Below are 23,098 nucleotides of genomic sequence, written 5' to 3' on the forward strand. Positions count from 1 at the left end.
ATGAATAATATTGGCATAATTCCGATGCCATTGAATTTGATCTATAGAGCCTACATCTTCGGAATAAAGGCCAGTACCAGCTTCAAAAAGCGCTCACGCACACGTTCAGCCGTCTCCATAACCTCCGCATGGTTCAGCGGCTGGTCAAGAATGCCGGCAGCCATGTTGGTGATGCAGGAAATGCCAAGCACCTCGATACCGGCATGACGGGCCACAATCGTCTCGGAGACGGTGGACATGCCTACAGCATCCGCACCTTGACGGCGCAGCATGACAATTTCAGCCGGAGTTTCATAGCAAGGGCCGAGCAATCCGGCATAAACGCCTTCTTTGAATTCAAAATCCTGCTCTGCCGCAGCTTCCTTCGCCGCTGCAATCAGGCGGGGGCTGTAGGCGGTCGACATATCCGGGAACCGCACGCCCAGAGCATTGTCATTCGGGCCGGTCAGCGGATTGCGCCCGGTCAGGTTCAGATGATCGGTAATCAGCATCAGATCGCCGGGTGTAAAGTCCGTGTTCACGCCACCTGCGGCATTGGTAACGAGCAGGCTGGTTACGCCAAGCTCTTTCATGACGCGCACCGGGAAAGCCGTCGTCTCCGGGCCGTAGCCTTCATACATGTGGAACCGGCCCTTCATCATTACAACTCGTCGTCCTTCGATCATCCCGATCAGCAGTTCGCCTTCATGTCCTTCTACTGTGGATACAGGAAAATGGGGGATCTCGTTGTAGGGAATTACAACCTCACCCGTAATGAGGTCTGCCAGAACGCCCAGACCTGAACCGAGAATCAGCCCGATTTCCGGGGCGACTGTACATTTATCCTTGATATAAACCGCTGCTTCCTGAATGTGCTTTTGGCTAACTGCTTCCATAGTTTATTGCCTCCTTGAGGGTTGTCCGTAGTATTGATGCTTCATAGGATTTCGTATTATTTGAGTTCCGCCAAAAAGCTTGTCCCATATTGCGGCGCTTTGGCCCCGAAGTTGTCGGCAATTGTCGCTGCCACATCTGAGAACGTCTGGCGGATGCCCAGGTTGCCCGGAGTCTTGAATCTTGGACTATAAATCAAGAGTGGCACATACTCGCGTGTATGATCAGTTCCGCTATGGATCGGATCGTTGCCGTGGTCTGCCGAGATAATGAGCAGATCATCTTCGCCGAGTGTAGAGAGCAGTTCCGGAAGCGCCTGATCGAATACCTCAAGAGCATGTCCGTAACCTTCCGGATCGCGGCGGTGGCCATACAGGGAATCGAAATCTACCAGATTCGTGAACAGGAAGCCGTCAAACGGCTTGCGCAGCTCTCGGATCGTAATCTCGATGCCATGCTCATTGCTTTTTGTCGGATAAGTGGCTGTTACGCCTTCACCTGTGAAAATATCGTTGATCTTGCCCACAGCGATAACGTCTTTACCGATATCCTCCAGCGCGTTCATTACCGTCGGCTCCGGCGGTTTGACCGCATAGTCATGGCGGTTAGGAGTACGCACAAAGTTCCCCGGTTCGCCGACATAGGGGCGGGCGATTACGCGGCCTACTGAGAATTCGGGAGCCATCGTCAGCTCGCGGGCGATTTTGCAGGCGCTGTACAGCTCTTCCAGCGGGATAATATCTTCATGAGCAGCAAGCTGGAATACGCTATCGGCGGAAGTGTACACAATCCAGGCCCCGGTCTTCATTTGCTCTTCGCCATATTCGACCAGAATCTCCGTACCGGAAGCCGGTTTATTGCCGATCACTTTGCGTCCGGTTGCCGCTTCGAACTTCTCAATCAGCTCTGCCGGGAATCCGTCAAAATAGGTGTTGAACGGAACTTCAATCTTCAGTCCCATCAGCTCCCAATGCCCGGTCATTGTATCCTTGCCTACCGATACCTCCTGCATTTTGCCGTAATATCCGGCTGGTGCTGCTACAGGCTCCAGCGGCGGCAGCGGTGCAATATTGGCGAGACCAAGCTTTTGCAGATTAGGCAGCTTAAGACCCGGCACCCGCTCCAAAATATGTCCCAGCGTATGGGACCCTTTATCACCGAAACTTTCCGCATCCGGCGCTTCGCCGATACCAACACTATCAAGAACGATAAATCCAATTCGTTTAAATGAGGACATGTCCGTCTTCACTCCTTCGTAGTATGCATATTCTTTAGGTTTTATCAAAACAAGAAGAAACGGCTCTACCTTCTTCCGAAGGGACAGCCCTTCCGAAGCCAGCGGCCCATTGCCCCGCTTTTTAGGTACCCGTTTCTGCCGAAAGTAACTCCCGGGGTTCACACGTTCCGGTCTATCCTTTCAGTATATTTCCATCATAACGATCTTACTCACAAAAAGCATCTTTTTACCCTTACCTCGGGGATTACCCGCGATTCAGGTCTTATACCCATTCCGCAGCAGCAGTTACCTCGCCCGGGGATGGTGGCTTTCGTAGACTTCCTTCATATTTTTGCGGGCAATCCCGCTGTAAATCTGCGTTGTGGAAATATCCGCATGACCAAGCATCTGCTGCACGGAACGCAGATCCGCACCGCCTTCCAGCAAATGAGCAGCGAACGAATGTCTAAGGGTATGCGGAGTGATATCCTGCTCAATCTGAGCTTCACGCGCATACTTTTTAATGATTTTCCAGAAGCCCTGACGGGTCAGCCGTCCGCCCAGACTGTTCAGAAACAGGGCAGGCTCCTCCTGATTTCCCCGCAGCAGCTTGTCCCGCATACCGGATGTATATACCGCCACGCACTCCGCTGCAATAGCGCCGATTGGCACTACCCGCTCCTTCCCGGAAGCCCCGCTGCAGCGGGCAAACTTCAGGTCCGTATGCACGTCCTCGACATTCAGGGTAATCAGCTCTGTAACCCGGATGCCGGTGGCGTACAGCAGCTCTATCATCGCCTTGTCGCGCATCCCCTGGGGGGTAGCATCATCAGGGGCCGCCAGCAGCCGTTCGATTTCTTCAATACTTAAGATCATCGGCGGTTTTTTGCTCGGTTTGATCATTTCCATATCCAGCGTTGGGTCCTGCACGATCAGCCTTTCTTTCAGCAGATAGTGAAAAAACGCGCGCAGCGACACCGTATTCCGGTTCACTGTTGCGGTGGCCCGCCCTGCGGTGCGGAGCTCAGCGAGATACTGCATAATATGCGATCTTCTAATCTCCTCCGGTGTAACGGCACCACGGCCTTCGGCAAACTCCAGAAACTGCGACACATCGCGTCCATAGGACTCGAGCGTGCTGGAAGATAAACCTTTCTCTACAGTTAAATATTGCATAAAAGGCTGCAAGTGTGACTTCATTTCATTCACGCTCCTGTCTGCTCAGGCTGCTCTTCGCGGCTATGCAGCATTTAGGCATGGAGTTCAGCATCTGGCTGCACAGCGGCAAGCCAGATGCATGAACTCACCTAAGGTTCATTCGACAGTGTTCCGGCTTCTTCCTGCTTCGGGCCGGGCAATCACTCGCCATACCAGTAATATAGCCGCAGACGTTCCCCTGCATTCAGACTGTCCACACTGACAGGGGCATCCTTAAAGGCCCGGACTGCCGTGCCTTCCGGGATTTCATAATGATCTATCGGACTGATCCATCCGCTTAGCCAGCTCAGGGCGTAATACAAGAAACAGCTCAATGCAACAAGCAGGGTCAAAAAATACAGCCGGCGCACCGTTCCAGGCACAGAAATAATCATTAGGATTCCTCCTAAAAGTTTTGTGAGCTTATACTTCCCAGGGTTGCTGCGTACAAAACTCACTTCGGAAGCATAAACTTATGTTTTGTGAGCATATACTTCCGGGAATTGCTTCGTACAGAACTCGCTTCGGAAGCATAACTCGTCCTTCACTTTATGCGCCGGCAGGCGGTGATATGTATGTCGGCCTGATGAAATCATTTAAAAAGCCCCCTCCGGCAGTACACCGGGGAGAGCTTGTGCGGTAATTTATCATCTATAAGCCTATTCGGGCGTATTGCCATCCGTAGTATTCTTGTCCTTGCAGCGGTGGCAAATCCCGTGAAAATCAAGTCTATGATCGAGCACCGTGAAATTATAATCGTTCTCCAGCCGCTCTTCCAGCGGTCCGAGCCAATCCTCACGGATTTCATCCATTGTGCCGCATTGCACACAGATTAAATGATGATGATGGTGTTTCGCCGTATCTGTCCGCAGGTCATAACGGGCAACTCCGTCTCCGAAATTAATCTTCTCCACGACATGAAGCTCGCTGAGCAGTTCAAGGGTCCGGTATACAGTGGCGAGACCGATCTCGGGAGCCTTTTCTTTCACAAGCATAAACACATCTTCTGCACTTAAATGATCGTCTTCGTTCTCCAGCAGCACTCTTAAGGTTGCTTCCCGTTGGGGTGTAAGCTTATATCCTTGGGATTGTAGCTGTTGCTTTATCTTGTCTATCCGGGCTTCCATAGTATCCCTCCCCCTTGGAAAATTACCGCACCGGGCATAAAACCACTTCTTCCATTATAGGGGGAGTCGCTTTGAGAAGTCAAACGCTTTTAGAGTGTGTTCAATAGCGGTATTCCGTGATGGCAATACAGCTCTGACAACGGTTCTATGGACTGTATAAGTTGAACTTTAGATTTAGCGAGCCGGCATAGAACGCAACTGCAGTGAATGTTTGGACTTCCGGCCGCTGTTGTCTACTGATTTCTTGATTTATATGCTCATAGCGGTAGAAATCCGTAGACAAAGGCGGTCGCTATCGCTCCTACAGTTCCAAAATTGGGAGATAGATTAGAATATGATTGCCTATACGTTCAGACTTCCATCCCATTTCCCGATCCGTAAACGTTTCAGAGATGCCTGCTGTCTTTTTTCCTGTCGAGAGATTATACATGCCGGATAGTGAATAAGGCTGCCCAACATTCACGCCCAGCGGATTGCCCACGTTGAAGGAACTGTTAATAACAAGCTCATTGCCGGCAAATGAAGAATCACTGTGTGTGCTCCAATCGGCAACTATAGTGTATGTTTTCTTATTTGAGGTATAAATCACACGAAAAAAATCCTGACTTTGCATTAGACTGGATCCTGTAAATTTGATCACCGCATAAGGCCCGTTCAATTTAATATCCTTAAGCATGATATCTTCGTACCTGCTGCTTGACATTCCGCCTAAATTCATTTTAAAAACAGGATTGTTCCAAGGGGCTTGATACACAGCGAGAACGTTGTTACTGTACACAGAAAGTCTTTCTTTATTGCTACCTTCTGGTGCGTACCAGTGGATCAACTCCCCATTGCTTGTTATTGATTTAGTGATTGGAGCGCTGTTAAAGACTGTAATGGAGAGTGTCGTTCCTTCCTTACTCAGGACGATCTTTTGCAGCTTGTTGTTTTTATCTTTGGCGATCACAATGATTTTCTCCGGAGAGCTGAGTACATCAACATCATAGAGCTTGGAATAACTTTTCGTCCAAGCTTCTTCGCCTGAAGCCAAGTTAAAGACAGATATCGAGTTATCCATCCTGTTAAAAATAACTTTCTCTTGGGCTGAAAGTGTAAACAATTGCAAATCATTGTTAAGAAAGCCTTCTAAAGTCCCAACACCATTTTAATTCCTATATTTGCAAATATCTACTATTCATAACTTTTTGCAATCAAAGGAACAAAAAAATGCTGCCCAGTGAAAATCCCACCCGGCAGCATTCTTTAAATCAACCAATAGATACGAGCATGGGTGTCACCCATCTCATCATCACCGGCGTCACCCAAGCCTCAAAACCGGAAATGCCCAAGACGAGTACGGCCATTCCAAGCGATAATACCGTGTACATTGCAAAAGGCCTTGTCACCGGCGTACGCCGCTTCCCCAGCACCCGGCTGCGGATCATCAGCAGCGAGAAGGCAATAGCCGCTGCGCTGCATACGAGCAGAACCGGGATCAGCACAAGATTGTGCGGAGCAACCGAGACGAGGGCAAACAGCATGCCGTGCCAGGAATATTGACTGACGAGGCAACCGACGGTAAAACCGATAAGCACGCCTTTGAGAAAATCCAGGATTAGAATACCCGGAAGCCCAATGACCGACAAGCCAAGAATCCAAATGAGTCCCACCCACTTCAGATTGAGCGCGGCGATACTCCAGTAAGAGTCGGGTGCAGCCGGCAGGCCCTGCTGATCAACGGTGACGAAGAAATTCCCCATGTAATCTCCCAGCTCCTGCTGCTGGTCCAACGTTAACGCACTGACAATCAGAGCCCCGAAAACGACACCAACGAGAAATAATACGGCAACAAAAATATAAAGAGGCGTCTGTTCCTTCATCATCAGCCTTAAACTGCGCATCGGGACGTTCTCCTTTCCGGTCACATATTACACCATATGAGGAGACATCCCGCTCTATGACTTGTCCTTTGGACAGGTCGCCGTTATGCACAGCAATTCTACTTTTTGTTCACCATTACTTTGCCGTACGTCCCTCCGCCTCCTGCCGACAGTGCAAGTTCCCCCGTGCGTGCAAGAACAATCTGCGCAGCCAGCTCCGTTCCCGCTACTGCAGCAATCTCCGCCTCGCCGGCGCCATGCAGAATGTTCATCTCCGTTCCAAAAGCCGCCAGCAGCGCGTTCATCTTGGCCGGGCCAAGTCCCGGAATAAACTCAAGCGGCACCTGATAGTGATACGGCGGACGATGGTCCGGCACGAGGGGCTGCCTGCGGTCGGCAATGGACAGAATCCGGTCAAACACCCCTTGCACCAGCTTGGGACTGCCGCAATAAGGACAACGTTCCGAAGTGGCATACGCTTCATCAATGATGCTGCCGCATCCGGCACAATAGGTGCGGTGATACTTGCCCAGGCGCGGGTTCAGTCCAAAATTAGCGCTGACTCTACGGCCTGCCTTACGCTTCAGTGCCAGCTTCAGTTCGCTGAAGGACGGCTTAGCCAGCTCGATGACATTGTATTCACGGCCGATTTTGCCGAGGGAGTGGGCGTCAGAGTTGGTCAGGAAGGTATAGCTGTCCAGCTCAGAAATGTATCCTGCCATCTCCGAATCCGCGCTAAGGCCAAGCTCAACTGCTGCGATACGCTCCAGGTCAAACAGCTCAGCCATACGTTCTGCAGCGCAGCCGTAAAGACCTTTATGCGGCGTGAAAATATGCGCCGGAATTAGAATGCCCCCGCGTCCGTAAATCTCATCCTGCAGTTCTCTGGATGGGGCATACAGCCGCTGGGAACTGAGATTTACGTTGCGCATATGCTTGCTCATCCAGCTGCTGAAATCCGCCATCGTCTCCAGATCCGGTATAAAGGCCAACACATGGCATTCCTTCCGGCCAGGCTCGCGGATTTCGATCTCTGACCCCAGCAGGATGGTGGTGCCCCTGTAAGCAATACCTCCACCGTCTGCCACTGTCATCTCTCCGGATTCCAGCGACTGGCGGATATCGCGTTGCACGCCGGGAGAGTGGCTGTCTATAATCCCGATTAGCCCGATCCCCTTGCGCTCTGCGGCCTCCTTGGCGATTCCGGCAAAGGTGAGATTCTTGCTGCCGCTGATTTTGACAGCTTGTCCTTCCGTAGTGCGGCCGATATGAACATGCAGGTCACAGTAGAAGCTGTGCAGCTTGTTTTCCTCTTCTAGTGCCATTGGCCCGTCAGCGTATAGAGATGCCATGCATACACCGCCATCATCGTTTTGGCGTCGGCGATGCGGCCGTCCGCAATGTACTGGTAAGCTTCCTCCAGCGTAAGCTCGGAGACCTCCAGGAATTCGTCCTCATCGAGTGCCATATCTCCCGCCTGGGCGTTGTCTGTCACATACAAATGAATAATTTCATCCGCGAATCCGGGCGAGGTATAAAAGGATTTCAGCAGCTTAAGGTCGCCGCTGTGAAAGCCCGTCTCCTCCTGAAGCTCCCGGCCGGCAGCGGCCAAGGGATCTTCGCCCTTATCCAGCTTACCAGCGGGGATCTCCACCTCGGTGCGGTGCATCGGCTGGCGGTATTGCTCCACTACAAGCATCTTGCCCTGATTCAGGGCAAGCACAGCTACAGCTCCGGGATGCTTCACGACCTCGCGGGTTGCGGTATTGCCATCCGGCAGCTTAACCGTATCCACCTGCAGGGAAATAATTTTGCCTTCAAAAATCGGCTGTGTAGACAACGTCTCTTCATCCAGTGCGGGATTGCGGTGAGTTTCATCTTTTTTCATAGTTTATGGTCTCCTTTAGCTCAGTTCTGCATAGGGTGTATTATAGCAAACTTAAGGGGAAAGAAGGAATGTAGACATGAATGACATCCTTATCCGTACAAGCTCGACTGCAGTCACAATGGTAGGTACACCGGAGCAGATTAAAGCAGTAATCGCCGGGTGGACCCTGCAGTACGGACGTGATATGCCACTGTCCTACATCCTGCGGCTGAAAGCTGAATCACGGCTGAGTCCACCTAAAGCGGGGTAACCGCTTGCAGCATTTTCCCCTTTCCGTTTCTGAATGTATCCGGACCGGAAAGGCGTTATTATACCTGGTAAATCCTTTTTCCCGATCTTTCGGACCGGAAAGACGTTATTTCCTCTACAAGGAGGGAAATTGGCTTCAAAACAGAACAGTAGTGTCACTGGAGTCCGTTTCCTTGTAAAAAACAGGCAATTATTAGAAATAACGTCCATGGAGTCCGGCAGCTTCTAGTCCTCATCCTCAAGTCACGGAGAGTTCTCCCCAGCTTCTAAGTCACGGAGAGTCCTCCCCATTCGCTTGAAGGAACGTTGCCAACAAATACGTAGATTAAGCTAGACAGCAGCATTTCCCGTAAGGTTCCATTCGGCGAAGCTGTTCCATTAAACGCTACTAATGGTACTGTCCAGAAAAACCATAAGGAGCTGTTCCCGGGCATCGCCCGGAAACAGCTCCTTCACTGCATATACCCAGCCTCAGCTGCTGCGCATGATATTTTAACCTTTTACACTTTCCTTAACGATGGCTACAACCAGCTCAGCCGCTTTGACGATGTCTTCGGCTTTGATCCGTTCCTTGGTGGTATGGATATGCTCGTAACCGATGGCCAGATTTACCGTTGGTACCTTTAGACCATTGAACACATTGGCGTCGCTGCCGCCGCCGGACGGGAACAGGCGTGTCTTCAGACCAAGTGAGGTTATGGCACGGTCCGCAAGCACCACAACAGGATCATGCTCATTAAAGCTGAATGCCGGATAAATAATCTCACTGCGGAATTCACATTCTGCACCATGCTCACGCACTGTGGTCTCCAATGCTTCGCGCATGGAAGCCACTTGCCGGTCTACCTTCTCCTGCACAATACTGCGCGCTTCGGCATCCAGCTGCACATGGTCACAGACCACATTCGTTGGTCCGCCGCCTGCGAACTTGCCGATATTGGCCGTAGTCTCATTGTCGATGCGCCCCAGCTTCATCGCCGAGATGGCTTTGCTTGCCACCTGAATGGCGCTGATGCCATCTTCCGGATTCACGCCGGCATGGGCGGATTTGCCGAAGATCTGCATTGTTACTTTAGCCTGGGAAGGCGCAGCAACCGCAATCGCTCCAACCTCGCCGTTGGAATCCAGCGCAAAGCCCATATCAGCATCCAGTAGTTTGGGGTCCATGGCCCGGGCGCCAAGCAGCCCGGATTCTTCACCGGCTGTAATGACAAACTGGATCTGACCGTGAGCAACGCCCTGTTCCTGAATGACACGGATCGCTTCGAACAAAGCAGCTAACCCCGCTTTGTCATCCGCCCCGAGAATTGTGCTGCCGTCGCTCGTAATCCAGCCGTCTTCTCCAAGGGTAGGTTTGATGTTCTGTCCGGGAACTACTGTATCCATATGGCAGGTGAACAGCAGCTTGGGAGCCGCATCTCCGTTATCGGCAGGCCAGGTAACGAACAGATTGCCCGCTCCATGTCCAGTGCGCTCCTGGGAATCGTCCTCGATGGCAGTAAGACCCAAGGCGCTGAATTTTTCTTTTAGCACATCGGCAATTTGCCGTTCGTTTCTTGTTTCACTGTCAATACGGACAAGCTCCATAAATTCCTGAATCAATCGGTCTTGTGATATCATTGGACTTCCCTCTCTTTCACGATTGCGTTACAATAGTGGTACTGCCTTAAATATCTGTACGCTCTTAACTTAAACTAATTCTAAAGGAGTCACTCATGCAACGTCAAAAATGGTTCCGTATCTTCATTTATGTCATGCTGATCGCCATGGTCGGCTCTACCTTGCTGATGGTCATCGAGCCTTTCCTGGCCGGTTAACAGCAGAAAGTAGAACGTTAATAATAGCGTCCGGACTCCCCGGACGCTATTTGACATCCCGGATTACCGTCAAATCAGCCTGAGCCTACGGATTCACCGGGTTGATCACCTTATACGGAAAGTGCTGCAGGAAATAAGGAATCAGCTCCTCTGATACCTGCTCAGGATCCATAGGCCGGCCGGTGCATTCCTCCAGCGAAGTTACCCCATATTCCGCAATGCCGCAGGGAATAATTCCCTGAAACCCGCGCCCGCCAATCCCCGCAGAGATGTTGAAGGCGAAGCCGTGGCTGGTAATAAAGCCTCTGCGTGATTTGCTTCTGTTAAACTTGACGCCAATCGCACAAATCTTCTGGTCGCCAACCCAAACGCCGGTATACCCGGGTTTGCGGTCACCCTCTATTCCGCAGGAAGCCAAATAATCGATAATTACAGCCTCCAGCCGGCGGAGATACCCATGCAGGTCGACCCTTCCGTCCTCCCCAAGCTTCAGCAGCGGGTAGCCGACAAGCTGGCCCGGCCCGTGATATGTAATGTCCCCCCCGCGGTCGATTTCAAACAGCGCAATCCCTTGCTCCTTGAGCTGTTCACCGCTGAGGAGAAGATGCTCCGGGTGATTCTGAGAACCGATGGTATAGGTGGGCGGATGCTGCAAAAGGATCAGCTGTTCCAGGCCTGTTCCGGCATCAATGGCCTGCACATGTTCCTTTTGCAGCTCCCAGGCCGCACCATATTCCATCAGGGGGTGATATGAAATTTCCAGCTTGCCAGGTTGCGGGTTATTCATAACGTCAGGTCCCCTTTGAATTAGAGTCGCCAGTCACTGAATGTTGCAAAATATTAATACAGCTTGGTATCCGGTGTATAGCTTTCCAGGTTATCCTTCACGCGCTGCAGGAAGCGGCCGCAAATGACTCCATCCAGAATCCGGTGATCCAGAGACAGACAAATATTGGCCATGGAGCGTACGGCGATCATATCGTTGATGACCACAGGCTTCTTCACGATGGATTCAAAGGTCAATATTGCCGCCTGCGGGTAGTTGATAATCGGGTAGGACAGAATAGAGCCGAAAGAACCGGTGTTGTTAACGGTAAAGGTACCACCCTGCATATCTTCCAGGCGAAGCTTGCCGTCGCGGGTCTTTTGCGCTAATTCGTCGATCTCCCGGGCAAGTCCGGCGATGTTCTTCTGATCAGCCTTCTTGATTACCGGTGTCATAACGGAATCTTCGGTGCCTACAGCAAGTGTAATATTGATGTCGCGTTTGACAATGATTTTATCAACCGCCCAGACGGAGTTCATAATCGGATAATCCTTGATCGCACTGACTACAGCCTTCATCATAAAAGCGAGGTAAGTCAGGTTGATGCCTTCCTTGCGCTTGAACTCATCTTTAAGCTTATTGCGCAGCACGACGAGATTCGTCACATCCACTTCAATCATTGTCCACGCATGGGGAATCTCCGAGACACTCTGGCGCATTCTTGTGGCGATCGTGTTGCGGATCGGGGTGACGTCGATCAGAAATTCTGAACTGCTGCCCCGGCCGCCTTCCACCTCAATCGTCGGAATACGCGGAGATTCGCTCAGGTGCAGTCCGGAATGGCGAACGGGCTCCTGCACTTCGGTCTGAACAGCCTGCAGCACAAGTTGCTGCGCGGCTTCTTGCGCCTGATGTCCGGCTGCCGAAGCTGCGCCATTGGAGGCATGGACGGCTGCGGCCCCGCCGCTTTCCAGGAACGTCAGCACATCCTTCCGGGTGATACGGCCGCCCATACCGGTTCCCGGCACAGCGGCAAGATTAATACCGTGCTCGGCGGCGAGTGTCTGTACTGCCGGTGAGTAGCGGGAGCGCATGGGAGCGTCAGCTGAACCCCCGGCAGCTGGTACCGGCGGTCTGGCGGCTGCAGGCGCCTGCGGAGCAGTACTCACCTGGCCAGCTCCGGCGGATGGAGCTGCCGGAACCGTTGGAGCTGCGGGAGCAGCCACAGCTACAGCAATACGGGCGATAACTTCGCCAACGTTGACGGTCTGGCCCTCTTCCGCGAGCAGCTCCACCAGTGTTCCTTCCACGGTGGAAGGCAGCTCTGCATTGACTTTATCTGTAATCAAATCGCAGATGGGCTCATATTGATCCACTTGATCGCCCGGCTGCTTCAGCCATTTGCCGATCGTCGCCGATACCAGCGACTCAGCCAGCTGCGGCAGAATCACGTCGATCAGCTTTGTATTGTCAGACATATTGTCACTCCTTAAAATTTTGTAAGCAATACTTCCTGAAATGTCTTCGTTCAAAATTCACTTCGGAAGCATACGCTTAAGTTTTGTAAGCAATACTTCGTGTTGAGTCGTCGTACAAAACTCGCTTCGGAAGTAAGTACCCGCAGAATCAGAATGTTTAGTATTGCGCCAGCCGGAGCATCTCCGCTTTCACTTTATCTTTGCTCAGCATGAAGAATTTCTCCATCGGCGGGCTGATCGGCATCGCGGGTACATCAGGGCCGCAGAGCCGGAAGATCGGCGCGTCGAGCTCGAACAGGCAGTGCTCGGCAATAATGGCCGCCACCTCGCCGCCGATTCCGCCTGTCTTGTTGTCCTCATGGACAATCAGCACCTTGCCGGTCTGGCGGGCAGCGGCAATAATGGCTTCACGGTCCAGCGGCTGCAGCGTGCGAAGATCCAGTATGTGTGCCGTTATGCCTTCCTCGCGCTCCAGCTCCTCCGCGGCCTGCATCGCAAAATGCAGCGGCAGGCTGTACCCGATCACCGTAATATCGCTGCCTGCGCGCAGCAGGTTCGCCTCTCCGATCGGCACGGTATAATCGTCTTCCGGCACGTCTTCCTTAATCAGCTTGTAGCATTTCTTGTTCTCGAAGAATATGACCGGATCCGGGTCACGGACCGCTGCCTTCAGCAGACCTTTGGCGTCATAAGCCGAATAAGGCGCCACAATCTTCAGTCCCGGTGTGCCGAAGAAAATTGATTCGGGGCACTGGGAATGATACAGCCCGCCAAATATACCGCCGCCGATAGGCGCGCGGATAACAACCGGGCAGTTCCAGTCGTTATTGGAGCGGTAACGGATTTTGGCCGCTTCGCTAATAATCTGATTGGTTGCCGGAAGCATGAAATCCGAATATTGCATTTCGGCAATGGGTTTCATGCCGTACATGGCCGCTCCGATGGCCACTCCGGCAATCGCCGACTCCGCCAGCGGGGTATCCATCACGCGTTCTTCCCCGAACTGCTCCTGCAGCCCTTTGGTAGTGGTGAACACACCGCCCTTAACGCCAACATCCTCACCCAGCACGAACACAGATTCATCGCGTTCCATTTCTTCCTTCATCGCCAGCCGGATCGCATCGATATATTCCATCATTGCCATGAATTATGCTCCTCCTTTGAGGTCTGATTCACTGTATACATGCAGCAGCGTATCTTCCGGTTTCGGGAACGGTGCATTGTCAGCATATTCAATAGCCTCTTTCAGTTCAAGATTGTACTGTGCAGCCAGATCGCGTTCCTGTTCGTCACTCCACAGGCCCAGCTCTATCAGATAGTTGCGGAAGGCGGCGACGCCGTCCTTTTTCCAGTTCTCGTCAACCTCTTCCTTGGTCCGGTAAGCCAGATCGTTGTCCGAGGTGGAATGCGGTGACAGGCGGTACATCATCGCTTCGATCAGCGTTGGCCCTTCTCCTCTAAGTGCTCTCTCCCGCGCTTCCTTAACGGCACGGTACACTTCAAGCGGATCATTGCCGTCTACCTGGATGCCCGGGAAGCCGTAGCCCAGCGCACGGTCACTGACTTTGCCTGCGAGCTGCTTATGGGCAGGGACGGAGATGGCGTACTGGTTGTTCTGGCAAAAAATAATGACCGGCAGCTTGTTCACACCGGCAAAATTGCACGCTTCATGAAAGTCACCCTGGTTGCTGGAGCCCTCTCCGAACGTAACAAAAGAAACAAACTTTTTCTTCTGCATCTTGGCCGCAAGCGCGAAACCTACCGCATGCGGTACTTGTGTAGTCACCGGACTTGAGCCGGTTACGATGCGCAGACGTTTGCTTCCAAAGTGGCCCGGCATCTGCCGTCCACCGCTGTTGGGATCCTCAGCCTTAGCGAACACGGAGAGCATCAGCTCGCGCATGGTCATGCCCACGGTGAGCACAAAGGCATAATCGCGGTAATACGGAAGGAAATAATCATTCTGCCGGTCCAGTGCAAAGGCAGCCGCCACCTGCGCCGCCTCCTGGCCGATGCCGGAAACATGGAAGTTAATCTTCCCGGCGCGCTGCAGAAGCAGACTGCGCTCATCGTACTTCCGTCCCATCTGCATATATTTGTACATATCGATGACCTGGCCGTCACTGAGTCCAAGCTCCTTATGTCTGTTGACTGTTCCTACAGTACCTTGAGATTCCATATGAGAGGTACCTCCTAAAAGTTTTGTGAGTCTAATCCCACTAAATTGATTTCGTACAAACTTGGATTAGATGCTTAAAATTATAACAACCTGTGCCTGATCTTATAACCTGGTACTAAGACTTGGCCTGAGTTCATTATAATCCCTTTCTGTACAAAAAGAAAAGAGAGGAAAAGCCGGAATAGAGCTATTTCGGCGCATAACGCTTCTCCAGCTCTATCCGGCATTCTCTTGGGGACTTTTCTCGTATACTAAAAACCGATTGATTTGCCATCTACCGCCAGCATGGCTTCTCCAATAATCTCGGAAAGGGTCGGATGGGCATGGATGGCTTCGCCGATCTCCCAAGGGGTGGCGTCCAGCAGCTGCGCCAGCGCCGCTTCGCCGATGAGATCGGTCACATGCGGTCCGATCATTTGAACACCGAGAATATCCCCGCTGCTGCGGTCGGCAACGACTTTGACAAAACCGTCCTTCATCCCGTAGACGATAGCTTTGCCGATAGCCGAGAATGGAAATTTCCCTGTCACGACATCATGGCCGAGATTCTTGGCCTCTTTCTCCGTATATCCGACACTGGCCACTTCCGGCCGTGTGTAGACACAGCGGGGAACCTGATGGATATGATAGGGATAGAGCTTCTCACCTGCCAGATGGTTCACCGCGCGAATACCTTCATGGCTGGCGGCATGGGCCAGCTGCAGGCCGCCGATGCAGTCGCCGATACCGTAGATATGCGGCTCATTTGTCTGCATGTTAGCATTAACCTCAATCACACCTTTATCGAAGTGGATATCGGTATTTTCCAATCCAATATTTTCGATATTGGCTACTCTGCCGACAGATACCAGCAGCTTCTCTGCGGACAAGCTCTGGCTCTGTTCCCCCTTGCGGGCTTCAATGGTTACGCCGTCCTCCGTTACCACACAAGTCTCAGCATCCACGGTTGTCCCCGTCAGAACTTTGACCCCGCGTTTTTTGAGCAGACGCAGCAGCTCCCGGGCAATTTCCTCGTCTTCCAGCGGCAGCAGCTGGCCAGCGGCCTCGACCACAGTCACCTGTACACCGAAATCAACCAGCATTGAAGCCCACTCCACACCGATTACTCCGCCGCCTACTATAATGATCGAAGACGGCAGCTCTTCAAGCGTCAGCGCTTCTTCACTGCTCAGAATAACCTTGCCATCCGGTTTAAGTCCCGGCAGCACTCGGGGGCGTGAGCCTGTAGCGACAATAAGATTGGATGAGACCACAGTCTCCATCTCGCCATTCTCCAGTTCCACCGCCACAGCACCGCTGCGCGGGGAGAATATCGAAGGCCCGATGATCCGGCCTTTCCCTTTGAGGACCTGGATTTTATTCTTGCGCATCAAAAATTGCACACCCTCATGCAGCTGTTCCACCACAGCTTCCTTGCGGCGCTGCACCTTCGGGAATACCAGCTGCACACCTGTTGTTTCGATGCCATAACTTTCGCTCTCATTTATCTCAGCATAGACTTCTGCGCTGCGCAGCAGCGACTTGCTTGGAATACAGCCGCGGTGCAGGCAGGTGCCGCCCAGTTTGTCCATTTCGATGACGACAACCGACTTTCCCAGCTGGGCCGCGCGGATCGCCGCCACATAACCTCCGGTTCCACCGCCCAGTATTGCCACGTCACAGGATATTGTCATGATATGTATCCTCCAGTCATTACTCATAAGTTCTGCATAACCTATTACATTGTACTCTCTTTTATGCCCATTACAAACTTATAATCGTCATGTATTCATGGACTTTTTCCTGGTGAAGCGTTATCATATGGGGGAATCCAAAGGGCTGCGAAGGAGATGGAACCCTCATGAAACTGCTGATTTCACGCTTCATTGCCATCCTTATTCTGGTTATTCCCGGCCTGCTGGCCATGACGGGCTTCCTGATGATGAAAGATGATATTTTCAACTATATCTCCATGCATGGCGACGATGCTGTGACACCGGATTTTGCCTGGCTGCATTTTGGCGGGGGGCTGCTGCTCTTCTTGGCCGGGATGAGCTTTCTCGGAGGCTGGATTCTGACGCGTGACCGTAAAAAGAACTATGTCGGCCCGCGGTTCAGAGAGAAGCAAAAAATCCAGCAGCCGCCTGCTACGAAAAGTAATCCTTAACTTTTAATAACTTAGATCACTTAACCAGGCATTTCCGAAGACATTCGGAGATGCCTTTTTTTTTGATTCTATGAATCCCTTAGGAAATAAGGTATATTTTCCCTGTAACTTATTTTAATCAGGGAGTGGTATGTCTTGCTGCATCAACAACAGACCCCGGCACTGGACAGCAATGCGATTATCGTATCCGGCGCAGGCAAAACATTAAATCAGACAAAGATCATCCGCAGCGTTTCTTTCGCTGTGCCTCATAACAGCATTTTTGCCATCATCGGCCCGAACGGAGCGGGCAAAACAACCCTGCTGCGTCTCATCATGGGTCTCTTGACACTGGATGAAGGAACGATTACTTATTCCAGTGATCTGCGGAAAATCTCGGTATTGCTGGAGAATGATTACTTATTCGAGACCAAAACCGGGCGTGAAAACATCCGTGATTTCTGCATCTATTTGGACGTAAGTCCGGCGTCGGCTTCTACGATGATCGAACGATATGCTGCTCTTCTGCAGCTCGAAACCGCACTTGATAATAAAGTGGCTTCCTATTCCAAAGGCATGAAACGAAAGCTGTCGCTGCTGATTACGCTGCTGAAGGATTCCCCCATTCTGCTGCTGGACGAGCCTACCTCCGGTGTCGATCCCGAATCAAGACTGGTCATGCGCAGCGTCCTGCGCGGTTTGAAGGATGAAGGCAAAACACTTATCCTTACCTCTCACGATCTGGCGGAGGTTCAAAAAATCAGCGATTGGATCACCATCCTGATCGGCGGTTCCATTGTTGATATTATCCATAATCAAGAATTCTGCGGTGATTTGGAGCAACGGTTCTTCACTGTACTTAAGGAGGCTAGATAATGAGGCTGCATCCGGTGAACAAATTGAATATCAGGGATGTCCTGAGAACCCCCTCGTATATTGCCATGCTCCTGATCGTGATGATCTTGCCGTTTAACTCCCTGCTGCAAATTCTGAGAACCAGCACCGGCCCGTTGGCATTTATCGCGGTCTATATTTACCTTATCCTCAACATCTCGATCTATCTCTTTCTTAATATGCTTGCCCTCAGTCTAATAGTTATTTCCGAAAAAACCTCGGGGCGCTGCGAATATTATCTTGCCAACAAGGTCGATATCCGCCGGCTAACGTCTTTATACAGCCGCTCCGCCTTTGTGCTAAGCATTGCTCCTGTCCTGCTTTTTAATGCCCTCGTGTTCGGATATGCCCTGGCTGCCCGGGAAGCGGTGCTTCTCCATCTGTTCCGGAATGTTGCTTTTGTGATGTTTGCTGCGGCTTATCTCCTGTTTACCTATGCCGCCACCGGAACATTGACGCTGATCTCCATGCTCTCCAAGTCCCCCGAGCGGGTAAGGACTTTCCTTTCGGTCAGTGCCGTTCTGTTTGTGTTTGCCGCCTCACTGCCCGGCACATTTATCCGCAAGCTCGGGATTACACCGGATGGTAACGCCATCCTTTGGATTACCGGCTGCATGCTGCTTCTCCTGGCTGCACTCTGCACCGCTGTGCGCTCCTCTCTAAACGGGAAGCTGAGCAATGAGAGCATTATATTATCCTACAAACAGTAGCTCCATTTTTCGGGAAGGGCAAAAAAAGCAGCAAGCCCGCCGCCCCAGTTCCACTGCCTGCCGGGATGGCGTATCTTGCTGCTTCTAGTTAGTCGTTCTGATTCTGGACTGTCCCCTTACATCGCTGCCTCATCCTTGGCACCCCGAACCAGTTCGCTGTACAGTCCGCCTTGCTGCAGCAGTTCGTCATGTGTGCCCTGCTGCAGCAAACGTCCGCCCTGCAATACCAGGATACGGTCCGCCGCGCGGATGGTGCCCAGTCTGTGGGCGATCACGAAGCTTGTCCGGCCTTTCATCAGCGCCTGCAGCCCTTCCTGAATCTTGATTTCAGTCACCGTATCAATGCTGCTGGTCGCCTCATCCAGCACCAGCATGGAAGGATTGGCGAGAATCGCTCTTGCGATCGCCAGCAGCTGCTTTTGCCCCTGGCTAATCCCGCTGCCGTCCACGGAGAGCATCCGCTCGTAGCCGCCGCGCATCCGCATGATGAAGGAATGGGCATTCGCCAGCTTCGCCGCCTGCTCCACTTCCTCGTCCGTAGCGTCCAGCCTGCCGTAGCGGATATTGTCGCGGATTGTGCCTTTGAACAAGAAGGAATCCTGCAGCACAAAAGCCATCTGGCTGCGCAGACTTTCCCTGCGGATGGACGAAAGATCCATGCCGTCCAGCGTAATGCTTCCTTTGCTCGGATCATAGAACCGCGATAAGAGGCCTATCAGTGTTGTCTTGCCGGCCCCTGTAGGTCCGACGAGGGCGATCATCTCGCCCGGCTTCGCTTCAAAGCTGATATTCTGCAATGTATCGGCGCCGCCGTCATAAGAGAAAGAGACGTCCTTGAACGTCACCGCCCCCTCCACCTGTTCCAGCGATACGGCCGCGCCTTCATCCTTGGCTTCAGTCTCTTCGTCCATAACCTCAAACACCCGCTCCGCCCCGGCAATCGCCGACAGCAGTGTGTTCCACTGGTTCGCCAGATCATTAAGCGGCCGCGTAAATTGACGTGTATACTCCACAAAGGCGATGATGACACCGACAGTGACCAGGCCGCGGATCGCCAGCAGGCCGCCCACACCGGCAACAATGGCAAAGCTCAGATTGTTCAGGCCATTCATCAGCTTGGGAATAAAGCCGGAAATCGACTGCGCCCAATACCCCGACAGCATAATCCGCGTATTGCGTTCACGGAAACCGGAAATGACCCGTTCCTCCTGCGAGAACGCCTTGATAATCCGCTGTCCCGACAATGTCTCTTCTATATAGCCGTTGAGCTCGCCCATGCTGCGCTGCCGCTCCTTGAACAGCGGACCGGTTCGCCGCGTTATCCAGCGCATCCCCAGCGTCATCAGCGGCACTACAATAAACGTCAGCAGCGTAAGCAGCGGGCTGAGCCATAGCATGACACCCACGGTGCCCAGCAGCGTGAGGACACTGGAGAAAATCTGGATCGCCGAGCTGTTCAGGGTGGAGCTGATATTCTCGATGTCATTGGTCAGGCGGCTCATAATTTCGCCCTGCTGCCTGCGGTTGAAGAAGGAAATCGGCAAACGGTGCAGGTGCGCGAACAAATCGGTGCGTATCCGGTAGATTGTCTCCTGGGCAATTTCGATCATCCAAATATTTTGCAGCCAGGAAGTTAATGAATTGAGCACATATACAAGTGCAAGGGTAATGAGGAAGGTCCCCCAGGTTCTGCCCCCCGATCCCTCTAAGTAATGATCGACCGCCCGGCTGATCAGATAAGGTCCAAGCAGCGCCAGACCGGAGCTGAACAGCACCATCAGAAGCACGAGGAACAGCTTGGCTTTGCGCTCGGCAAGATAACTCCAGATCCGTTTCAGCGTAGCCGACCAATTTTTCGCTTTCGCTTGGGGCTTGCGGTTCGAGGCCGCCCCGAAGCTTCTACCCTCTCCAAGTCCCAGATCCAGCTTCGGATGCTTGAAAGGTTCAATTAATGCTTTGAACATGATGCACCGCCTCCTTGCCCTGGGATTCATAAATTTTCCGGTAGAGGGAAGAGCCGGTCATAAGCTCTCCATGGGTACCTTTGGCGATTAACCGGCCTTCATCCAGCAGCAGGATCAGGTCTGCCGATACCGTGGAGCTGATCTTCTGGGTAATAAGAAAGGTTGTGCAGGACATATGCTTCAGTTCCTCCAGCAAAAGACCTTCCGTTACTGCATCTAGCGCACTGGTGCTGTCATCCAGAATGAGTATCGCCGGCTTTCGCACAATCGCCCGGGCGATAGTCAGCCGCTGCTTTTGCCCGCCGGACAGATTGACCCCCCGCTGCCCCAGCATGGTGTCATAGCCTTGAGGAAGACCTCTCACCGTTTCGTGGATTTGCGCCGCAGCAGCTGCCCGCTCGATCTCTTCCCGGGTTGCGTGCTCATTCCCCCAGGCAATATTGTCACGTACCGAGCCGGTGAAGAGCAGTACCTCCTGTGGCACATAACCAATCGCTCCCCTCAGCTTGGCAATATCCAGCTCCGAGCTGTCCACACCGTCAATTGAGATCACCCCATGGTTCTGCTCATATAACCGGGGAATCAGTCCGACCAATGAGGATTTCCCGGAGCCGGTTGCCCCCATAATCGCCACCCGTTCTCCAGATTTCACCTTAAAGGAGATCTCTTCCAGGACTGCGATCTCGCTCCCCGGATAACTGAAGCTGACATTCTCAAATTCAACCTCACCCTGTATAGCATCCGGTCCGGTATAGTCACTGCGTCCAGAAACACCACGCTTACGCTCATTGGTCTGTACGGCTTGCTCCGCCATTACATCCGGAACTGCATCTGCCGACATCACTTCCGCCACCCGCTGCGAAGAAGCAATTGCACGCGAGAACGTCGCCATGATCGAGGACAAGGCTGACATAGCACCTATCGTGCGCAACGAGTAGTTAATGACCGCCACGGTCTGTCCCAGGGTTGCTTCCCCTGCAGAAATCTCAATCCTTCCAAACCATAAAACCGCCATAATCCCCGCGTTGACGATCAGCATAATCAGCGGAGCTGTTGTTTCTGTCAATCGGAGTGCAGCTACAGTCGACTTCATCAGCTCTCCGCTGAATGAAGCGAACCGGCCAATCTCGTGGCCCATACGGACAAACACACGAATTAAACGGATGCCGGTCAGATTCTCCTGAATAACGCCGTTTACCCCATCCAGCCGGACTTGCACGCTGCGAAACAAACCTGATGACCTGCGTATCACCCACGCCAGGAACAGAATCAGCACCGGCAATGTCACCGTCAGCAGCAGCCCCAGCTTCACATGCACGACCAAAGCCATGACCACACTGCCCAAGACAACAAGCGGCACCCGGGTCATAAACCGCAGCCCCATAAATATTGTATCCTGCAGTTGGGTCACATCTCCGGTAAGACGCGTAATCAGCGACGAGGTCGGAAAACGGCTGAACACTTCATAGGTGAAGGACTGCACCTTCCCGTACAGCTTGTCCCTGAGATCAAAAGCAAATCCCTGACTGGCATGAGACGCAAAAAAAGAGCTGAGCACACCCGCCGCAAACGCTATAATCGCGCTTACTGCAAGTACACCGCCCCACAGCCAGACTACTGAATTATCCTTCTCCCTGATCCCATTATCGATAATTTTGGAGATCAGCAAAGGCTGCGACAGTTCCACCGAAAGCTCGATAAGCATCATTACCAGGGCAGCGATCGCCGCCACCCGGTATCTTTTGAGATAAGAAAAAATTAAGTTCATCGACGTTACCCCATTTGTTTATTCGTAGAGCGCATCCCGCAGGCGGGTGGACATTGCCGAACCCTGTCCCGTCTTAAGAATCACCCGCCGCAGCGCCTTGTTGCTCCGGTTCATTTCTGCTAATTCATCAAGCATTTCCGTCAATAAACTTTGCGTTTCCGGGGACAGTTCCCCGCTCTCCTGAAGTGCTGCCATTCTCTCTTTATAATGCTCCATTTTCTCCGTCAACTGCCAAACTTCCTTTCTGTCAAGGCTTCTCCTGTGGAAGTCCATAATTGCGTATATTATAACATATCACCAGGGAAGCACACTTTAAAGCGGTTGCTGAAATTTAAAAACACGATGGCAATGATTTCACTGGCAAGTTCAGCCACGAGTATGATACTCTAATAATATCGTAGGAGTTTTGTAACATCTTCATGTCTGTATCATCACATCCCGGTATAACGTAGTTATTTCGGCATTTCCAAGGAATTCGTCTAATTTTGATTTGTAACATCTTCACGTTTATATCATGGCGTATCCGTTTATTTTGTTACCCAAGATGTTACCCGAGTGACTTATTGTCCACAATGTGGATAACTACTGTATAAAGATATAGAAGAAGGCCCCCCAACAAAGGAGGGCCTTTCGTCATTACTTAGTGTTACCCGGGTTATTTTTTCCAAGTTCAAAGATACCGGTTGATGATAACCCCGCAAATGCTCCGGCCCATAACCGCGGCACCACTTCCAAATCAGTAAACGGGTAAGCTGCCCATCCTGCCAAAATACCAATGACTAGACCGATAATAGGGATAAAGTTTTTAGGAATGCTCACCATTGCTTTTACAGTTTGCAACACTGCAAAAACAGCAGCTGCGAGCACAGAAGCAAAGACCATCACTTGATTCAGCATATCATTCATTTGTCACACTCTCCTTTGGGTAAATTAGTACGCGCTTGGTGTTAACCGCGTCAGGCTCCAGGAACACGCCTTTAACCAC

Annotated in this window: 24 protein-coding genes; 5 read left to right on the forward strand and 19 right to left on the reverse strand. The window is 52.0% G+C overall.

The window, feature by feature from the left end; all coding sequences use genetic code 11:
• Positions 1–50: 50 nt before the first annotated feature.
• The 9 genes from H70357_RS23460 to H70357_RS23500 form a co-directional block, all read right to left on the reverse strand.
• Positions 51–875, reverse strand: a complete 825-nt coding sequence (locus tag H70357_RS23460) for a purine-nucleoside phosphorylase (RefSeq protein ID WP_038594735.1) — start codon at positions 873–875, stop codon at positions 51–53.
• Between the two features lie 56 nt (positions 876–931).
• Positions 932–2,110 carry a phosphopentomutase gene (gene deoB, locus H70357_RS23465; RefSeq protein WP_038600282.1) on the reverse strand — a complete coding sequence of 393 codons (1,179 nt, stop codon included), beginning with the start codon at positions 2,108–2,110 and terminating at the stop codon, positions 932–934.
• A gap of 285 nt (positions 2,111–2,395) precedes the next feature.
• Positions 2,396–3,289 carry a site-specific tyrosine recombinase XerD gene (gene xerD, locus H70357_RS23470; protein ID WP_038594737.1) on the reverse strand — a complete coding sequence of 298 codons (894 nt, stop codon included), beginning with the start codon at positions 3,287–3,289 and terminating at the stop codon, positions 2,396–2,398.
• Between the two features lie 158 nt (positions 3,290–3,447).
• Positions 3,448–3,681, reverse strand: a complete 234-nt coding sequence (locus tag H70357_RS23475; protein WP_038594738.1) for a DUF4227 family protein — start codon at positions 3,679–3,681, stop codon at positions 3,448–3,450.
• A 264-nt stretch (positions 3,682–3,945) separates the two neighbouring features.
• Entirely contained in the window at positions 3,946–4,413 is a 468-nt protein-coding gene (gene fur / locus H70357_RS23480) for a ferric iron uptake transcriptional regulator (RefSeq protein ID WP_038594739.1), read from the reverse strand.
• A gap of 301 nt (positions 4,414–4,714) precedes the next feature.
• Complete coding sequence (locus H70357_RS23485) at positions 4,715–5,473, reverse strand: hypothetical protein (protein ID WP_038594741.1); 759 nt, start codon at positions 5,471–5,473, stop codon at positions 4,715–4,717.
• 190 nt (positions 5,474–5,663) lie between these two features.
• A complete protein-coding gene (gene spoIIM / locus H70357_RS23490) occupies positions 5,664–6,296 on the reverse strand; it encodes a stage II sporulation protein M (protein WP_038594743.1) in 633 nt (210 codons plus the stop codon).
• Between the two features lie 98 nt (positions 6,297–6,394).
• Positions 6,395–7,600 carry an endonuclease Q family protein gene (locus H70357_RS23495; protein WP_038594745.1) on the reverse strand — a complete coding sequence of 402 codons (1,206 nt, stop codon included), beginning with the start codon at positions 7,598–7,600 and terminating at the stop codon, positions 6,395–6,397.
• Positions 7,591–8,163 (reverse strand): NUDIX hydrolase, encoded by a 573-nt coding sequence (locus tag H70357_RS23500; protein ID WP_038594746.1) that lies wholly within the window; start codon positions 8,161–8,163, stop codon positions 7,591–7,593. The genes H70357_RS23495 and H70357_RS23500 overlap by 10 nt, the downstream gene beginning before the upstream one ends.
• 76 nt (positions 8,164–8,239) lie before the next feature.
• Between H70357_RS23500 and H70357_RS36015 the strand changes: the two genes are divergently transcribed.
• Positions 8,240–8,413, forward strand: a complete 174-nt coding sequence (locus H70357_RS36015) for a hypothetical protein (RefSeq protein WP_156130927.1) — start codon at positions 8,240–8,242, stop codon at positions 8,411–8,413.
• Between the two features lie 491 nt (positions 8,414–8,904).
• Here the strand turns inward: H70357_RS36015 and H70357_RS23505 are convergent, their stop codons facing one another.
• On the reverse strand, positions 8,905–10,032 hold the full coding sequence (locus H70357_RS23505; protein ID WP_038594748.1) for a M20/M25/M40 family metallo-hydrolase: 1,128 nt from the start codon (positions 10,030–10,032) through the stop codon (positions 8,905–8,907).
• A 95-nt stretch (positions 10,033–10,127) separates the two neighbouring features.
• Here H70357_RS23505 and prli42 point away from each other — a divergent pair, with 95 nt between their 5' ends.
• Positions 10,128–10,229: a stressosome-associated protein Prli42 gene (gene prli42 / locus H70357_RS36020; protein WP_144024217.1), complete on the forward strand. Its 102-nt coding sequence runs from the start codon at positions 10,128–10,130 to the stop codon at positions 10,227–10,229.
• A gap of 85 nt (positions 10,230–10,314) precedes the next feature.
• On the opposite strand, the gene lipB is transcribed toward prli42, so the two are convergent.
• The 5 genes from lipB to lpdA all read right to left on the reverse strand — a co-directional run bounded on the left by lipB (position 10,315) and on the right by lpdA (position 16,325).
• Positions 10,315–11,016 carry a lipoyl(octanoyl) transferase LipB gene (lipB, locus tag H70357_RS23510; protein ID WP_038594750.1) on the reverse strand — a complete coding sequence of 234 codons (702 nt, stop codon included), beginning with the start codon at positions 11,014–11,016 and terminating at the stop codon, positions 10,315–10,317.
• Between the two features lie 53 nt (positions 11,017–11,069).
• Complete coding sequence (locus H70357_RS23515) at positions 11,070–12,473, reverse strand: dihydrolipoamide acetyltransferase family protein (protein WP_038594753.1); 1,404 nt, start codon at positions 12,471–12,473, stop codon at positions 11,070–11,072.
• 157 nt (positions 12,474–12,630) lie between these two features.
• Positions 12,631–13,617, reverse strand: a complete 987-nt coding sequence (locus H70357_RS23520; protein WP_038594755.1) for an alpha-ketoacid dehydrogenase subunit beta — start codon at positions 13,615–13,617, stop codon at positions 12,631–12,633.
• A gap of 3 nt (positions 13,618–13,620) precedes the next feature.
• Positions 13,621–14,652 (reverse strand): thiamine pyrophosphate-dependent dehydrogenase E1 component subunit alpha, encoded by a 1,032-nt coding sequence (locus H70357_RS23525; RefSeq protein WP_038594757.1) that lies wholly within the window; start codon positions 14,650–14,652, stop codon positions 13,621–13,623.
• 251 nt (positions 14,653–14,903) lie between these two features.
• Positions 14,904–16,325 (reverse strand): dihydrolipoyl dehydrogenase, encoded by a 1,422-nt coding sequence (gene lpdA, locus H70357_RS23530; protein WP_038594759.1) that lies wholly within the window; start codon positions 16,323–16,325, stop codon positions 14,904–14,906.
• Positions 16,326–16,492: 167 nt separating this feature from the next.
• Between lpdA and H70357_RS23535 the strand changes: the two genes are divergently transcribed.
• The 3 genes from H70357_RS23535 (at position 16,493) to H70357_RS23545 (ending at position 18,381) form a co-directional block, all read left to right on the forward strand.
• On the forward strand, positions 16,493–16,798 hold the full coding sequence (locus H70357_RS23535; protein ID WP_038594760.1) for a DUF2627 domain-containing protein: 306 nt from the start codon (positions 16,493–16,495) through the stop codon (positions 16,796–16,798).
• Positions 16,799–16,933: 135 nt separating this feature from the next.
• The gene (locus H70357_RS23540) at positions 16,934–17,653 is read left to right on the forward strand and encodes an ABC transporter ATP-binding protein (RefSeq protein WP_052092211.1); all 720 of its coding nucleotides are present in this window, start codon (positions 16,934–16,936) and stop codon (positions 17,651–17,653) included.
• Positions 17,653–18,381 (forward strand): hypothetical protein, encoded by a 729-nt coding sequence (locus H70357_RS23545; protein ID WP_038594762.1) that lies wholly within the window; start codon positions 17,653–17,655, stop codon positions 18,379–18,381. The genes H70357_RS23540 and H70357_RS23545 overlap by 1 nt, the downstream gene beginning before the upstream one ends.
• A gap of 116 nt (positions 18,382–18,497) precedes the next feature.
• Here H70357_RS23545 and H70357_RS23550 read toward each other — a convergent pair whose 3' ends face one another.
• The 4 genes from H70357_RS23550 to H70357_RS23565 all read right to left on the reverse strand — a co-directional run bounded on the left by H70357_RS23550 (position 18,498) and on the right by H70357_RS23565 (position 23,019).
• Positions 18,498–20,345, reverse strand: a complete 1,848-nt coding sequence (locus H70357_RS23550) for an ABC transporter ATP-binding protein (RefSeq protein ID WP_038594764.1) — start codon at positions 20,343–20,345, stop codon at positions 18,498–18,500.
• Entirely contained in the window at positions 20,326–22,113 is a 1,788-nt protein-coding gene (locus H70357_RS23555; RefSeq protein ID WP_038594766.1) for an ABC transporter ATP-binding protein, read from the reverse strand. Before H70357_RS23555 ends, H70357_RS23550 begins: the two co-directional genes overlap by 20 nt.
• An 18-nt stretch (positions 22,114–22,131) precedes the next feature.
• Positions 22,132–22,341, reverse strand: a complete 210-nt coding sequence (locus H70357_RS23560; protein WP_038594769.1) for a hypothetical protein — start codon at positions 22,339–22,341, stop codon at positions 22,132–22,134.
• 408 nt (positions 22,342–22,749) lie between these two features.
• Positions 22,750–23,019 carry a holin gene (locus H70357_RS23565; RefSeq protein WP_038594771.1) on the reverse strand — a complete coding sequence of 90 codons (270 nt, stop codon included), beginning with the start codon at positions 23,017–23,019 and terminating at the stop codon, positions 22,750–22,752.
• Positions 23,020–23,098: the final 79 nt, after the last annotated feature.

Origin of the sequence: Paenibacillus sp. FSL H7-0357 (assembly GCF_000758525.1) — a bacterium.
Taxonomy (GTDB): domain Bacteria; phylum Bacillota; class Bacilli; order Paenibacillales; family Paenibacillaceae; genus Paenibacillus_AQ.